The organism is Dyella amyloliquefaciens (genome assembly GCF_004296575.1).
Classification (GTDB): Bacteria; Pseudomonadota; Gammaproteobacteria; order Xanthomonadales; family Rhodanobacteraceae; genus Dyella; species Dyella amyloliquefaciens.
Genome location: NZ_SAYT01000007.1, coordinates 517114 through 530171 on the forward strand (window position 1 = coordinate 517114; position 13058 = coordinate 530171).

The following is a 13058-nucleotide window of genomic DNA, read 5'->3' on the forward strand; positions in this document are numbered from 1 at the left end:
ATCGATGGCACCGCAGATTGCCCGCGAAATTCCCGGCAACGATGAATACCGCGCGCTGCGCGTGGCGGCAGGCCTCAGCGCGATGAGCGAAGAGGGGGCCGCCACCGGTTTGCCAGCCAGCTGGTGCGCCGTGTGCGTGCGCGACGGCGGCGAACTGATCGGCATGGGTCGCGTGGTCGGCGACGGTGGGCTGTTCCTGTGGGTCGTCGATATCGCGGTGACGCCGGCAAGGCAGGGCCAGGGCTGGGGCCGGCGCATCATGCAGGCGTTGATGGATGAAGTGCATGCGCGGGCGCCCAGGCGCACCATGGTCGGCCTGATCGCCGACGGCACCGCACACGAGCTCTACGAAAAGTTCGGCTTCAAGCTGGTGGCGCCCGGTGCGCACGGCATGTTGCTGCGTCTTTGAACGAAAGGAGTCCCGACATGGGCGATACCATCTTCGGCAAGATCATCCGTCGTGAAATCCCCGCAGACATCGTCTACGAAGACGACGACGTGCTGGCCTTCCGCGACCTCAATGGGCAGGCCCCCGTGCACGTGCTGTTCGTGCCGAAACGAGCCATCGCCACGCTGGATGCCGCCGTGGCCACCGATGCGGAGCTGCTGGGCCGGCTGCTGCTTGCCACGGCGGCCTATGCGCGCCGCGAGGGCTTGGCGGAGCAGGGCTATCGCACCGTGATCAACTGCAACGAGCACGGTGGCCAGACGGTGTTCCATCTGCACGTTCACCTGCTCGCCGGTCGCCAGATGCATTGGCCGCCGGGCTGACACAGCGCTCTTGGAGGTCGGTGCGCGGGAGCTGCACCTGTCCTTGCCGAAAAAGAAAACGCCGGCGCGAGGCCGGCGTTTTCATGTGCATCACGGGTGCGGCATGGGGCGAGGTGCCGGCCGCACGATCACGCGCGTGGGGTAGTAACCACCCCAGTAGCCATAGCCACCCCAGCCATACGGTCCCCACGGACCCCAGTACGGGCCCCAGAACGGGTCGTACCAGCCAGGACCGTAGTTCATCATCACGCGCTCGGGCCACAGGTAGACCACGCTCGCTTCCACGCGAGGATAGGCGTAGTTGTACTCGCCTACCTTCTCCTGCATGGTGCCGTGCAAGACGCCGGTGACAGTGATGTCGCGATCGCGCGTGAACACTTCCGGATCGTAGAAGCCCGCGCGGCAGGCAACGAAACGGCCCTGCGTGTCGCTGTTGCTGCTGCTGGCCATCTTCGGCCGCGCCTGGTCGTCCAGCGGACGCTGCAGGATGAAGAAGCAGGTTTCATTGGGACCCGGCCGGGTTTCGATGATCTGGCCACCCCAGCGCACCTGCACTTCACCGCCACCGCCCTGCTGAGCGCCGACGGAAGTGATATCGGTGAACGTGCCTTGCAGCGGTTGCGGCACCGTTGCGCAGGCGGCCAGCGTGCCGATGGCGGTCGCGAGAATCAACGGCTTGTACATGGACATGACGCTTTCTCCATCGTGTAGCGGGCGCGGCGCACCCGCGGTTCAATATCATTTGACCATGCGACGCGGTCGAAAGTCCCGTGCGGCCTGTCGAAAGTTCTTCAGCAGCTCCGCTGGCGGTTCGTCGTAGGCGTAACGCAATTCCAGATACGTCCTCATCAAGACCTCCAATTCGGCGCGGTGGGTGGGGAGGGCCCGTGTCGCGCGAATGAAGAAGTGCTGCGGTCCTTCACTGTGACGGCGGACCACGCCCAACGCGGCCAGTCGTCGTTCCAGCAACTGCATCGACGTGCGCACCGGATCATTGGCGGGGCGTTTCCACATCGCCCACAAAAGCCCCAGTGCCGCGAACAACGAACCGCCGACGGCCAGCAGCAACCCCAACATGCCCGGGTCGGTGTCATGCAGGCCGAACGGCGTCAGCAATCCATGCTGTCGCAGTGTGTCAAAGCCGATAACGCCTTGGTTCCACCAGCGGTTGACGACATCCCATTGATTGCGCATGCCCAGCCACCATTGGCCAGGCGACCATCCTGCGCTTTCTTGCGCAGCCGCCGCGGCGGCGCCGAGGTCGACGCGTTCGGGGCGTACCGCGGCGGTGGGATCCACGCGTTGCCAGCCCTCGCCAGGCAGCCAGACTTCGCTCCATGCGTGGGCATCGGACTGTCGGACCAGGAGGTAACTGCCTAGTTCATTCCAGTAGCCACCCTGGTAACCGGTGACTACCCGTGCAGGAATCCCGGCTGCACGCATGAGCACGGTGAAGGCTGACGAATAGTGTTCGCAAAAACCTTCGTGGGTGGAGAACAGGAAATCATCCACGGCATCCCTGCCCAATGGAGCGGGCGCGAGCGTGTAGCTGAACCCGCCGTCGTGGAACAGCTTCAGTGCCGTCTGGACGATGGCTTTGTCGTTGTTGCCGAACTCGGTGCGCCAGCGTTGGGCCAATGCCAGCGTGCGGGGATTGAATCCCGCAGGAAGCCGCAGTCCGCGGCGACGTTCCCGTTCGTCGAGTTGTGGCTCCAGTCGATAGGAAGAGGCCGAGCGAAGGCTGTAGGTGAGCGTGGCATTGACCGGGCTGGCGGAAAGCACCTCGTGATCGGAGCTCAGGCGTGCCTGGTCGGGTGCTTCGACAGGTACGTCCAGCGCCGGCAGGATGCGCTGCCCGGTCGCCTCCAGGCTGACCGTATAGCTCGTCAGGACGCTGCCGTGCTCTACCTCGCCGGGTGCACCACCCGTGCCCAGGTGGCTCCAGCGGCGCCCGTCGTAATTCCACATGACATAGGCGCGGAAGTAACGCTGCGAGGGCGGAGGCAGCACGCCATCGAACGTCACCCGCATGGCGGGGCGATCGTCGACGAGCAACTCGGTGAAATCACCCGGCGACATGTCTTCGCTGAGGCCGGTGCGTGTCTGCCCGGTGTTTGGGGCGCCCCACAGCGGGGTGCTCAGGCGGGGCACAAACAGGAAAGCCAGCAAGGCCAGCGGCAGCGAGGCACCCAGCAGGCCGAGCGCCGGCAGCAATTCGCGAGGCAGGGGCGTTGCCGCGTGTGCGGGTTCCAGTGCGCGCAAGGTGGCCAGCGCAGGCAACAGGCCAAGCGCCACCAGTACGGTGGCCACCATGCCCTGGTCGAAAAGCAGGGCACTCATCAGCGCGAAGCAGGAGAACGCTGCACCCACGCGAGCATCGCGGGTCGTTTCAGTTTCCAGCAGTTTCAGTACGAGCAGGCCGACGGCCAGCGCCGCGCCGGGCTCGCGCCCGAACAGGTTGCCGTAGTGAAAAATCACGGCGCCTGACAACAAGGCGACCAGCGGTATCTTCAGGGCGATCGGTGCACGACCGCCGTAGCGGCGACGCTGCCACCAGCGCGCTGCCAGGGTCGCGGCCAGCGCCAGGCTCAGCCATGCCGGCATGTGGGGCGCATGCACCGCGAGCACCACGGCGACGGTGAGGCAGAGCAGGTCGAAGGGACGGACGTCCAACGGTTCGCGATGACGGTGGCGAAACCATGCGAAGCAGATCATGGCAGCCGTGCCAGCGCATTCATGCAATGCGCGTAGTGACTGCGGCCATGGCCGAGGCCGATGTCTTCACCCGGCAGCCAGAGGGCGGTAGGCCGGCCCACGGCCTCGGCTTCGCCGAGCCATCGCGCCAGGCGGGCAATGCGTGCCTCCGGCGAAAGCGTCGACAGGCTACGCCAGTCCAGCCGCCATTCCTCCTGCGCTTCCGGTTGTTCGAAATCCTTCACCAGCAGGTGTTCGTGGCGTGCGCTGTGCTTCCATGCGATGTGGCGTTGCGGATCGCCCGCGCGGTAATCGCGCAGTGCCGCAATGTCTTCGCCCTGGTGCAGGCGGCGGCGCAGATCCTGTTCACCCTGAAGCATGGGGGGCGGGCCGGCGGGTTCGGGGCGTGGCCACACCAGCACGGCATGGTCGGGATGAATCCAGCTCCACGCATGGAACAGCCCCAGCGGCCAATTGCTCCACAGCTTGATTCTCGGCAGCGGCTGCCAGCCGCGCTGCGAAGTGGCGAGATTCAGCGACACCCAGGCTTCTGCGCGGGCGGCGACCATGAACGTTTCCGTTTGGCCGTCCATATCGGCGTGCACGGATGGGTGGGTGTGATCCTCGCCGGTAAAGACCAGCTGGATCACCATGGGTTCGCCGGCCATGGCCTGGCCATGGCGGATGGCGGTCAGGCGCAGGCGGTGCAGGCTTCGAAATGCCACCAGCATGCTGGCGGTGCATGCCGAGCCAAGCATGCAGGTGAGGAGCAGCGCGGCATTGTTCGCATAGTTGAGTGCGCCAAGCAGCATTACCAGCAGCAACAGGGTGAATGCGATGCCAAAGGCGGTCGGCACGATGTAGACGCGCCGGCGGTGCAGCGTGATGGGCAGGCTTTCGGGCCGCTTGTAGCGGGTGAGCGCGGGCAGGCGCCGTTCGGCCCAGGCCTGGAGGCGACGGAAGGCCGCCGGCATCAATCCACCGCGACGTCGGCCAGCAGCGCGCGCGCCAGGCTTTCACCGCTGGCGCCGCGCGTGGTGACCAGGCGGTGCGCGGCCAATGGCACGAACAAGGCCTGGATGTCTTCCGGGATCACGTGCGAGCGACCGCTCAGCATCGCCCAGGCACGCGCTGCACCAAGCAGGGCCAGGCCCGCGCGAGGCGAAAGGCCCACGCGGATGTCGGCGTGGCGGCGGCTGGCAGCGAGCAGGGCCTGCAGATAGTCCAGCAACGCACTGCTGGCGGTGACGCCCTGTGCCCGTCGCGACAGTTCGTTCAGGCCGGTGTTGTCCAGTTGTGGCGACAGCTGGGCGAGCAGGTCGCGTCGATCGCTGCCGGTGAGCAGTGCACGTTCCGCGGTGGCATCCGGATAGTCCAGCGAGACGCGCAGCATGAACCGGTCGAGCTGGGAATCGGGCAACGGAAAGGTGCCGGCGAGGTCCAGCGGGTTCTGCGTGGCCACGACGAAGAACGGCTGCGGCAGCGCATGCGTCTGCCCGTCCACGGTGACCTGGGATTCCGCCATCGCTTCCAGCAAGGCGCTTTGCGTCTTGGGTGTCGCGCGATTGATTTCGTCGGCCAGCAGCAGGCCGGTGAAGATGGGGCCGGGATGGAAGCGGAACTGCCCGGTTTCGCGCTCGTAGACGCTTACCCCGATGATGTCCGACGGCAACAGATCGCTGGTGAACTGCACGCGCTGGAACTCCAGCGCGAAGCTTGCAGCGAGCGCATGTGCCAGCGTGGTCTTGCCCACGCCGGGAACGTCTTCCAGCAGCAGATGGCCGCCTGCGATCAGGCAGGTAAAGGCCAGCTTGACCTGGCGCGGCTTGCCCAGCAGCACACGATTGACCTGGCCCATGGCGGCCTCCAGTCGAGCGTGCAGCGTTTCATCGTGCAACGGAGTAATCGCGGACATGGGGTTCTGGCAGTGGGGAAGGGCGATGCAGGGCAAGGCTCGTGCGTGGTGTCGGCAGTGTAGCCGTGGGCGTTGCGCGCTGGCGAGCCGCGTTCCTGGCCGGTTTCGTGATGCCGTTCCTGCCCAAGCTCATGCTTGCCGTGACGCTGTCGCCATTCGGTGACGAGGCGTTCTATGGGCAGGAAGGCTGCCACCTCGCCTGGGGCTAGAGCGACCTTCCAGCGCCGGTGGCGTGGCCTACTCGCCTGGGTGAAGGCGTGGCTGGCCGTGGTTTGCTCGGCATGCGCTGGCGCTTCCTTGTGCTGGGTAGCGCGTTGCCGTGGCTGGTGCGCGACTCAACGTGAAGCGCGGGCGCGCTCCGCAGCACGCCATGCGGGAGCGTGATGAAGCCTCGAGGCGGCGCCACGGCGGGGTGCCGCCGCGGCGCCTTCACCAAGGAGGGCGGGTACCCGAGGTGTCGCCTGTCGTGGTGTTAGCGGATGAACGGCGCATGTCCTGGCACGCCGCCGTTGCAGCCGATTCGGGGCAAGGCTGGCGTTCTTCAGGGGAGCGTGATGCCTGCTTCGCGCAGTAGCCGTGCCAACGCGATCAGCGGCAGGCCGATCAGTGCACTGGGGTCTTCGTTGTCGATGCGCTCGAACAGGCTGATGCCCAGGCCTTCGCACTTGAAGCTGCCGGCGCAGTCCAGCGGTCGTTCCCGCTCGACGTAACGGGCGATCTCGTCCGCATCCAGGCTACGGAAACGTACGCGGGTATGGTCAACGTGGACCCGATCCTGCCCGCTGCGTGTGTCGTGAAGGCACAGCGCCGTATGGAAATGCACCTCGCGGCCCGAGCTGGCGGCGAGCTGGGCGCGGGCCCGTTCCACCGTGCCCGGCTTGTCCAGTACCAGGCCTTCGAGTTCGGCGACCTGGTCTGAGCCGATCACCAGGGCGTCATCCAGCCCTTCCGCGGCCGCTCGCGCCTTGGCGACGGCCAGGCGCAGGGCGCGGTCCCGGGGCGTCTCGTCAGGCAGATGGCTTTCGTCAGTGCCCGGCGAGCGCTGTTCGAACGAGGGGTAGAGCCGGCGCAGCAATTCGGCGCGGTAACGTGAGGTGGAGCCCAGCACCAGGGTTGGAAGGGTCACGCGTCGTGTTCCCGCCGCAGGTGCTCGCGCATGGCGCTGTCCAGGTCATGTTGGGCGCGATCCAGTGCGGCCAGCAGAGGGCGCAACTTGTCGCGGGTATCATTCATCGCTGCCGCCGCCTCATCCAGCTGTTGCTGGCTGGCGCGGGGAGCCTGGTCCCGGATCCAGATGCGTTGCTGCAACAGGGAGCGCAGCCCGGCATCGACGGCGTGGCGGGCTTCCTGCTCGCTGCTGGCCGGAAGATCAGGGTTCACCGACATCACGGCATGAGCCTGCTGCAGGCCGGTCCGGCAGGTCCGCAGGTCCAGTTCCAGGCGGTCGGCCAGCTCCAGCAGGCGATGCAGGCTGCCGGCGCGACGCTCAGCCCGGCGCCGATAGGCCGCAGTCATGCCGATCATCGCTGCAGCCAGCACCACCAGTGCAGCCAGGCCGATCATCAGGTAGGGGTTCACGGTATCGGCCGGTTCGTCGATGGAGGTGCCCGCAGTCTGCCGTACCGGGCGAATTCAGGCAAAATAGCCGGGATGGCGACTGAATTCCGGGTCACCCGTTGACTTCAAAGTGTTGTAATCCTAAGATTTCATGTCTATGTCCGTGACACTGCCAGAGTCCGTGGACGCTTGGCGCATGGTCTCGGCGCGGCGTTCTTTCCAGGGAGTACTTCCCATCGCTGCTTTGCGGCGACTGGGTGAGGCCTTGGCCGGTACGGAAGGAACCGCGCAATACGAGCTGGATTTTGGTCGCGACGAGTTCGGTACGGCGTACCTGGACCTGCGCGTCCAGGCACCGCTCACGCTGACCTGCCAACGCACCTTGGAGCCGTTCGTGCTGCCGGTGACGGTGGACAGCCGGCTTGGATTGATCCGTTTCGAGCGCGAGGAAGCAGCGTTACCGCCGGAGGTCGAGCCCTTGCTCGTCGCCGACGACGGCAAGCTGAACCTGGCGGATGTGATTGAAGACGAATTGTTGTTGGCGCTGCCGCTGATCCCGGTGAATCCGGACAGCACGCTGCCCGAAGAAGTAGTAGGCCCCGGGCCGGAGGAAGTCTCCTCTGGCGAAGGGCGTTCCGATAACCCGTTCGCGGTTTTGCGCGAACTCAAGAAACGTTGATTTAGCTGGAGATTCGCCATGGCCGTTGCCAAGAGCCGCAAGACCCCGTCCACCCGCGGCATGCGTCGTTCGCACGATGCGCTGAAGACCGTGCAGCTGGCCACCGATCCGACCAGTGGCGAGGTGCACCTGCGCCACCACGTCACCAAGGATGGCTACTACCGCGGCAAGAAGGTCATCGACACCAACACCGCGGTGGTCGAAGAGGATTGATCGTTCCCGCAAGGGATACGGTTCCGCAGGGCGGCGCGATTTCGCGCCGCTTTGCGTTTATGCGATCACACACGTAACGTTGGCGGATTGGCGGCCGGCTGCAGCACGCTGCGCGGCTCTTTCGTCCCAGTCCGTCGCATGGAAAGTTAATGGCCCAGATTTACGCCCGCATCACCGGTACCGGCAGCGCGCTGCCCGAGCGAGTGGTGACCAACGCCGATCTCGAGAAAGTTGTCGAGACCAGTGACGAATGGATTCGCAGTCGCACCGGTATCCAGCGCCGCCACATCGCCGCCGAAGGCGAGACCACTGGTGACCTGGCCACCCAGGCCGCGTTGCGCGCCCTCGAGGCCGCAGGGGTCAAGCCGTCCGAGCTCGACCTGATCGTGCTGGGCACGACCACGCCCGACATCATCTTCCCGTCCACCGCCTGCCTGGTGCAGCACCGCCTGGGTGCGAATGGTTGCGCCGCTTTTGACGTCAATGCCGCCTGCTCGGGTTTCGTCTACGCGCTGGGCATTGCCGACAAGTTCATTCGCAGCGGCCAGTCCAAGAAGGTGCTGGTGATCGGTGCGGAAACGCTGACCCGCATGATCGACTGGAACGAGCGCGAGACCTGCGTGCTGTTCGGCGATGGCGCTGGCGCGGTGGTGCTGGAGGCTTCCGAGGAGCCCGGCATCTACGCCACGCTGCTGCATGCCGATGGCGGCTTCAAGCATCTGCTGTACAACCCGGTCGGTGTTTCGGTCGGTTTCAAGGACGAGCCCAATCACGGCGTGCGCATCAACATGTCCGGCCGCGAAGTGTTCAAGGTCGCGGTGAAGACGCTCGACTCGCTGGTCGACGAAACCCTGCAGGCCGCCGGCATGGAAGCCTCGCAGATCGACTGGCTGATTCCGCACCAGGCCAACCTGCGCATCATCGAAGCCACGGCCAAGCGCCTGGCGATGCCGATGGAGCAGGTGATCGTCACCGTGCAGGAACACGCCAACACGTCCTCGGGCTCGGTGCCGCTGGCGCTGGATTACGCCGTGCGTTCGGGCAAGGTGCAGCGTGGCCAGAACCTGCTGTTGGAAGCCTTCGGTGGCGGCTTTACCTGGGCCTCGGCGCTGCTGCGCTACTGAGCCCCTCGCTTAGCCCGAAGTCGCGAATGCCGCCCGAAAGGGCGGCATTTTTGTTTCATGGCACCCGGACTTCCGCTTGGGGGTACTGCGGAAGCAGGGGGGGGGGCTGTACCCGCGTGCGTTAGCTGGAAGTGAAAAGGTGCAGGCTCGTCGCCTGACGCGCGTTCAGTGGCCGAAAGATGCCGCATCGGGATGGCATTGATCTGCATCAAGCAATACCAGGTGATCCGGCGCCCAAAACGGGCCTGAAACAGCCCCGCGTGCGCGGATACAGCTGCGTATGGCGGCTAATGCTGGCACCATTCCATTTTTCGCTTCGGAACATCCACGCTCCATGACTCAGACCGCCGCTACGCTCGCTTTCGTTTTCCCGGGGCAGGGCTCCCAGTCGGTGGGCATGCTGGCCGAGCTGGCCGCCGCCCATCCGGAAGTGAAGGCCACGTTCGACGAGGTTTCGCAGGGCGCCGGTGTCGACTTGTGGGCGCTGAGCCAGCAGGGGCCGGAAGAGGATCTCAACCGCACCGAGAACACGCAGCCCGCCTTGCTGGCAGCAAGCGTGGCCGTGTGGCGCGTGTGGCAGAAGCTTGGCGGTGGGCAGCCTGCGCAGCTGTCGGGCCATAGCCTGGGCGAGTACAGCGCACTCGTGTGTGCCGGCGCGCTTTCATTGCATGACGCGGCGGCCCTCGTGGCCGAGCGCGGCCGCTTGATGCAGGCGGCGGTGCCGCCGGGCGTAGGCGCCATGGCGGCCATCCTGGGTGGCGACGACGCACAGATTGCAGCTGTGTGCGACGAAGTGGCGCAGGGTCAGGTGGTCTCACCGGCCAACTTCAACTCACCGGGCCAGCTTGTCATTGCCGGCAACGCCGAAGCCGTGGATCGTGCGCTCGCCAAGCTGGCGGAGCAGGGCGTGAAGAAGGCGATCAAGCTCGCCGTGTCCGTGCCGTCGCATTGCGCGCTCATGCGCGACGCTTCCGATCGTCTCGGCGAGCGCATGGCGTCCATCCAGTGGCAGCTGCCGTCGATCCCCGTGATCCAGAACGCCGAAGCGCGCAGCTACAGCACGATCGAAGATATCCGCGGTGCGCTGCAGCGCCAGCTGTACCTGCCGGTGCGCTGGACCGAATGCGTGCAGGCGCTGGTGGCCGGTGGCGCCACGCGCGTGGCCGAAGCTGGCCCGGGCAAGGTGCTCGCTGGTCTCATCAAGCGCATCGACAAGAGTGTCGAGGCGCGCGCCATCGGTACGCCTGCGGAACTCGACGCCGCGCGCGCCGAGTGGGCCTGAGCCGCTTTAAAGACATCATGCGCCGGACGTATCGACGTCCGGCCATCCAAAGGGAAATGACAGATGAGCAAGACACTGCAAGGTGAGATCGCCCTCGTCACCGGCGCCAGCCGCGGCATCGGTGCCGCCATCGCCGACGAACTGGCGTCGCTTGGCGCGACCGTCATCGGCACGGCCACCAGCGAAAGCGGCGCAGCTGCGATCGGCGAGCGCCTGGCCCCGCACGGCGGCCATGGTCGCGTGCTCAACGTCACCGGAGAGGGCGCTGTCGAAGCGCTGATCGACAACATCACCAAGGAATTCGGGCCGGTGTCGGTCCTGGTGAACAACGCCGGCATCACCCGCGACCAGTTGCTGATGCGCATGCGCGACGAAGACTGGCAGGCGATCCTCGATACCAATCTGACCTCGGTGTATCGCACGTCGAAGGCGGTCATGCGCGGCATGATGAAGGCGCGCAAGGGCCGCATCATTTCCATTGCCTCGGTGATCGGCCTGACCGGCAATCCGGGCCAGTCCAACTACGCCGCGGCCAAGGCCGGCATCATCGCGTTCTCCAAGTCGCTGGCGCGCGAGATCGGTTCGCGCGGCATCACGGTCAATGTGGTGGCCCCGGGCTTCATCGATACCGACATGACGCGTTCGCTGCCGGAGGAATCCAAGACGGCGCTGCTGGGTCAGATCGCGCTCGGTCGCCTCGGCGAAGCCAGTGACATCGCGAAGGCGGTGGCCTTCCTGGCGTCTCCGGCGGCCTCCTACATCACGGGCGAGACCCTGCACGTCAATGGCGGCATGTACATGCCGTAAGGGGTGAAGAAATTGCGGCAAGCCCCGCCGCACGCTGCATTGTTTGAAACGGTCGAGTGCCCATCCAGCCTGCTGGCAGGGCGCCCGGCTTGCCGGCACGGGCCGGTTTAACAAGGAGTTGTCGCACGCAAGTTCGTTTTAGGCGACAATTGCTTCTTTCGCGCCGGTCCCGTGGCCTGCGTATCACCACCGCTGGCGGACCATGGCAGCCCTGAGGGTTAGCCACTACAATCCGCGGCCATATGCCGGCTCCATGGCCGGTGTGACAGGTAACTACTCCTTGGGAGGTATTGGCAACATGAGCACCATCGAAGAGCGCGTCAAGAAAATCGTCGTCGAGCAGTTGGGCGTGAAGGAAGATGAAGTCACGGCGAACGCTTCGTTCGTGGACGATCTGGGCGCTGATTCGCTGGACACCGTTGAACTGGTGATGGCTCTCGAGGAAGAGTTCGAGACCGAGATTCCGGACGAAGAGGCCGAGAAGATCACCACGGTGCAGCAGGCTGTTGACTACATCAAGGCCCACACCAAGGAGTGATCGCTCCGTTGTGGCCGGCGCATCTCACCATGCGCCCGACCACCGGCGATATCGGAAGCTGCGCCACATTGGCGCAGTTTTCGTTTCTGCAATTTGCAACGTCCGATCCCGTATGGTGTGCGCCGCGCACCGAAGGGCCCGGATGACGTGGCCGCGATAGCGCGGAAAGTCCCTCCGATGCGGCGGGACCACGGAAACTCGAGGGAAGATCAGTATGAGCAAACGACGTGTGGTTGTAACCGGTCTCGGCATCATCTCGCCGGTCGGCAACGATATCGCTACCGCCTGGGACAACATCCTCAAGGGCGTGAGCGGGATCGGCGCGGTTACCCATTTCGACGCCACCACGTATGCCACGCGCATCGCTGGTCAGGTACGTGATTTCGATCCCGCGCAATGGATCGCCCCGAAAGAAATTAAGAAGATGGATCCGTTCATCCACTACGGCATCGCCGCGGGCACGCAAGCCCTGCGCGATTCCGGCCTGGAAGTGACGGAAGCGAACGCGCCGCGCATCGGCGTGGCCGTGGCGGCCGGCATCGGCGGCCTGCATACCATCGAACACACCTCGATCGAACTGCACGACAAGGGCCCGCGTCGCGTGTCCCCGTTCTTCGTGCCCAGTTCGATCATCAACATGGTCTCCGGTCACCTGTCGATCATGAATGGCCTGAAGGGCCCGAACATCGCGTGCGTGACCGCCTGCACCACCGGTACGCACAACATCGGTCTCGCCGCGCGCATGATCCAGTACGGCGACGCCGACGTGATGATCGCCGGCGGCGCCGAGTTCGCCACCACCGGCACGGCGATGGCGGGCTTCTGCTCGGCCAAGGCCATGTCCACCCGCAACGACGAGCCGACCAAGGCCAGCCGTCCGTGGGACAAGGATCGTGACGGTTTCGTGCTGTCTGACGGCGCGGGCGTGCTGGTGCTGGAAGAGTACGAACACGCCAAGGCGCGTGGCGCGAAGATTTACGCCGAGCTCGTGGGCTTCGGCATGAGCGGCGACGCTTTCCATATCACCGCGCCCAGCGAAGGTGGCGAAGGTGCGGCGCGTTGCATGGAGAGCGCGCTGAAGGATGCCGGCCTCAATCCGACCGAAGTGCAGTACATCAACGCGCACGGCACCTCCACGCCGCTGGGCGACCTCGGCGAAGTGCTCGCGGCCAAGCGTGTGTTCGGCGATCACGCCTACAAGCTGGCGATGAGCTCGACCAAGTCGGTCACCGGCCATCTGCTCGGTGCCGCCGGTGGCGTGGAAGCGATCTTCACCATCCTGGCGCTGCGCGACCAGGTGCTGCCGCCGACCATCAACCTGGACGAGCCGAGCGAAGGCTGCGACCTCGACTTCGTGGCGCACACCGCACGCGAGGCCAAGCTCGACGTGGCCATCTCCAACTCGTTCGGTTTTGGCGGCACCAACGGCACGCTGGCGTTCCGTCGCGTTTGAGCGACGTGACCGCGTTTCATCGAAG

16 protein-coding genes are annotated in these 13058 nt (G+C 65.5%); 10 read left to right on the forward strand and 6 right to left on the reverse strand.

What is annotated here, in order from left to right; genetic code table 11:
• Window positions 1–4 precede the first annotated feature (4 nt).
• The gene (locus tag EPB08_RS18235) at window positions 5–409 is read left to right on the forward strand and encodes a GNAT family N-acetyltransferase (protein ID WP_130620512.1); all 405 of its coding nucleotides are present in this window, start codon (window positions 5–7) and stop codon (window positions 407–409) included.
• A 17-nt stretch (window positions 410–426) separates the two neighbouring features.
• Complete coding sequence (locus EPB08_RS18240) at window positions 427–771, forward strand: histidine triad nucleotide-binding protein (RefSeq protein WP_130620513.1); 345 nt, start codon at window positions 427–429, stop codon at window positions 769–771.
• A 90-nt stretch (window positions 772–861) separates the two neighbouring features.
• On the opposite strand, the gene EPB08_RS18245 is transcribed toward EPB08_RS18240, so the two are convergent.
• The 4 genes from EPB08_RS18245 to EPB08_RS18260 are packed head-to-tail and all read right to left on the reverse strand — an operon-like array spanning window position 862 to window position 5380.
• The gene (locus EPB08_RS18245; protein WP_130620514.1) at window positions 862–1461 is read right to left on the reverse strand and encodes a Slp family lipoprotein; all 600 of its coding nucleotides are present in this window, start codon (window positions 1459–1461) and stop codon (window positions 862–864) included.
• A 48-nt stretch (window positions 1462–1509) separates the two neighbouring features.
• Window positions 1510–3486: a transglutaminase TgpA family protein gene (locus EPB08_RS18250; RefSeq protein WP_130620515.1), complete on the reverse strand. Its 1977-nt coding sequence runs from the start codon at window positions 3484–3486 to the stop codon at window positions 1510–1512.
• Window positions 3483–4439: a DUF58 domain-containing protein gene (locus EPB08_RS18255; RefSeq protein WP_130620516.1), complete on the reverse strand. Its 957-nt coding sequence runs from the start codon at window positions 4437–4439 to the stop codon at window positions 3483–3485. Before EPB08_RS18255 ends, EPB08_RS18250 begins: the two co-directional genes overlap by 4 nt.
• Window positions 4439–5380, reverse strand: coding sequence for an AAA family ATPase (locus EPB08_RS18260; RefSeq protein ID WP_130620517.1), 942 nt, complete (start codon window positions 5378–5380; stop codon window positions 4439–4441). The genes EPB08_RS18255 and EPB08_RS18260 overlap by 1 nt, the downstream gene beginning before the upstream one ends.
• Before the next feature lie 41 nt (window positions 5381–5421).
• Here EPB08_RS18260 and EPB08_RS21100 point away from each other — a divergent pair, with 41 nt between their 5' ends.
• Window positions 5422–5589 carry a hypothetical protein gene (locus tag EPB08_RS21100; protein WP_165418536.1) on the forward strand — a complete coding sequence of 56 codons (168 nt, stop codon included), beginning with the start codon at window positions 5422–5424 and terminating at the stop codon, window positions 5587–5589.
• Window positions 5590–5921: 332 nt separating this feature from the next.
• Here EPB08_RS21100 and EPB08_RS18265 read toward each other — a convergent pair whose 3' ends face one another.
• The gene (locus tag EPB08_RS18265) at window positions 5922–6506 is read right to left on the reverse strand and encodes a Maf family protein (protein ID WP_130620518.1); all 585 of its coding nucleotides are present in this window, start codon (window positions 6504–6506) and stop codon (window positions 5922–5924) included.
• The gene (locus EPB08_RS18270; RefSeq protein WP_130620519.1) at window positions 6503–6958 is read right to left on the reverse strand and encodes a hypothetical protein; all 456 of its coding nucleotides are present in this window, start codon (window positions 6956–6958) and stop codon (window positions 6503–6505) included. Before EPB08_RS18270 ends, EPB08_RS18265 begins: the two co-directional genes overlap by 4 nt.
• 175 nt (window positions 6959–7133) lie before the next feature.
• Between EPB08_RS18270 and EPB08_RS18275 the strand changes: the two genes are divergently transcribed.
• The 7 genes from EPB08_RS18275 to fabF all read left to right on the forward strand — a co-directional run bounded on the left by EPB08_RS18275 (window position 7134) and on the right by fabF (window position 13033).
• Window positions 7134–7616 carry a YceD family protein gene (locus EPB08_RS18275; protein WP_130620641.1) on the forward strand — a complete coding sequence of 161 codons (483 nt, stop codon included), beginning with the start codon at window positions 7134–7136 and terminating at the stop codon, window positions 7614–7616.
• A gap of 18 nt (window positions 7617–7634) precedes the next feature.
• Window positions 7635–7829: a 50S ribosomal protein L32 gene (rpmF, locus tag EPB08_RS18280; protein WP_130620520.1), complete on the forward strand. Its 195-nt coding sequence runs from the start codon at window positions 7635–7637 to the stop codon at window positions 7827–7829.
• A 149-nt stretch (window positions 7830–7978) separates the two neighbouring features.
• The gene (locus EPB08_RS18285; protein WP_130620521.1) at window positions 7979–8953 is read left to right on the forward strand and encodes a beta-ketoacyl-ACP synthase III; all 975 of its coding nucleotides are present in this window, start codon (window positions 7979–7981) and stop codon (window positions 8951–8953) included.
• Window positions 8954–9287: 334 nt separating this feature from the next.
• Window positions 9288–10235 (forward strand): ACP S-malonyltransferase, encoded by a 948-nt coding sequence (gene fabD, locus EPB08_RS18290; protein ID WP_130620522.1) that lies wholly within the window; start codon window positions 9288–9290, stop codon window positions 10233–10235.
• Between the two features lie 63 nt (window positions 10236–10298).
• On the forward strand, window positions 10299–11042 hold the full coding sequence (gene fabG, locus EPB08_RS18295) for a 3-oxoacyl-ACP reductase FabG (RefSeq protein ID WP_130620523.1): 744 nt from the start codon (window positions 10299–10301) through the stop codon (window positions 11040–11042).
• A 298-nt stretch (window positions 11043–11340) separates the two neighbouring features.
• Entirely contained in the window at window positions 11341–11580 is a 240-nt protein-coding gene (acpP, locus tag EPB08_RS18300) for an acyl carrier protein (protein ID WP_038616856.1), read from the forward strand.
• Between the two features lie 214 nt (window positions 11581–11794).
• Window positions 11795–13033: a beta-ketoacyl-ACP synthase II gene (fabF, locus tag EPB08_RS18305; protein ID WP_130620524.1), complete on the forward strand. Its 1239-nt coding sequence runs from the start codon at window positions 11795–11797 to the stop codon at window positions 13031–13033.
• Window positions 13034–13058: the final 25 nt, after the last annotated feature.

What these genes read in the sequence shown, in the direction of transcription:
- EPB08_RS18235 (WP_130620512.1), top strand. Translation starts at nt 5, where the DNA reads ATGGCACCGCAGATTGCCCGCGAAATTCCCGGCAACGATGAATACCGC.
- EPB08_RS18240 (WP_130620513.1), top strand. Translation starts at nt 427, where the DNA reads ATGGGCGATACCATCTTCGGCAAGATCATCCGTCGTGAAATCCCCGCA.
- EPB08_RS18245 (WP_130620514.1), bottom strand. Translation starts at nt 1,461, where the DNA reads ATGTCCATGTACAAGCCGTTGATTCTCGCGACCGCCATCGGCACGCTG.
- EPB08_RS18250 (WP_130620515.1), bottom strand. Translation starts at nt 3,486, where the DNA reads ATGATCTGCTTCGCATGGTTTCGCCACCGTCATCGCGAACCGTTGGAC.
- EPB08_RS18255 (WP_130620516.1), bottom strand. Translation starts at nt 4,439, where the DNA reads ATGCCGGCGGCCTTCCGTCGCCTCCAGGCCTGGGCCGAACGGCGCCTG.
- EPB08_RS18260 (WP_130620517.1), bottom strand. Translation starts at nt 5,380, where the DNA reads ATGTCCGCGATTACTCCGTTGCACGATGAAACGCTGCACGCTCGACTG.
- EPB08_RS18275 (WP_130620641.1), top strand. Translation starts at nt 7,134, where the DNA reads ATGGTCTCGGCGCGGCGTTCTTTCCAGGGAGTACTTCCCATCGCTGCT.
- rpmF (WP_130620520.1), top strand. Translation starts at nt 7,635, where the DNA reads ATGGCCGTTGCCAAGAGCCGCAAGACCCCGTCCACCCGCGGCATGCGT.
- EPB08_RS18285 (WP_130620521.1), top strand. Translation starts at nt 7,979, where the DNA reads ATGGCCCAGATTTACGCCCGCATCACCGGTACCGGCAGCGCGCTGCCC.
- fabD (WP_130620522.1), top strand. Translation starts at nt 9,288, where the DNA reads ATGACTCAGACCGCCGCTACGCTCGCTTTCGTTTTCCCGGGGCAGGGC.
- fabG (WP_130620523.1), top strand. Translation starts at nt 10,299, where the DNA reads ATGAGCAAGACACTGCAAGGTGAGATCGCCCTCGTCACCGGCGCCAGC.
- acpP (WP_038616856.1), top strand. Translation starts at nt 11,341, where the DNA reads ATGAGCACCATCGAAGAGCGCGTCAAGAAAATCGTCGTCGAGCAGTTG.
- fabF (WP_130620524.1), top strand. Translation starts at nt 11,795, where the DNA reads ATGAGCAAACGACGTGTGGTTGTAACCGGTCTCGGCATCATCTCGCCG.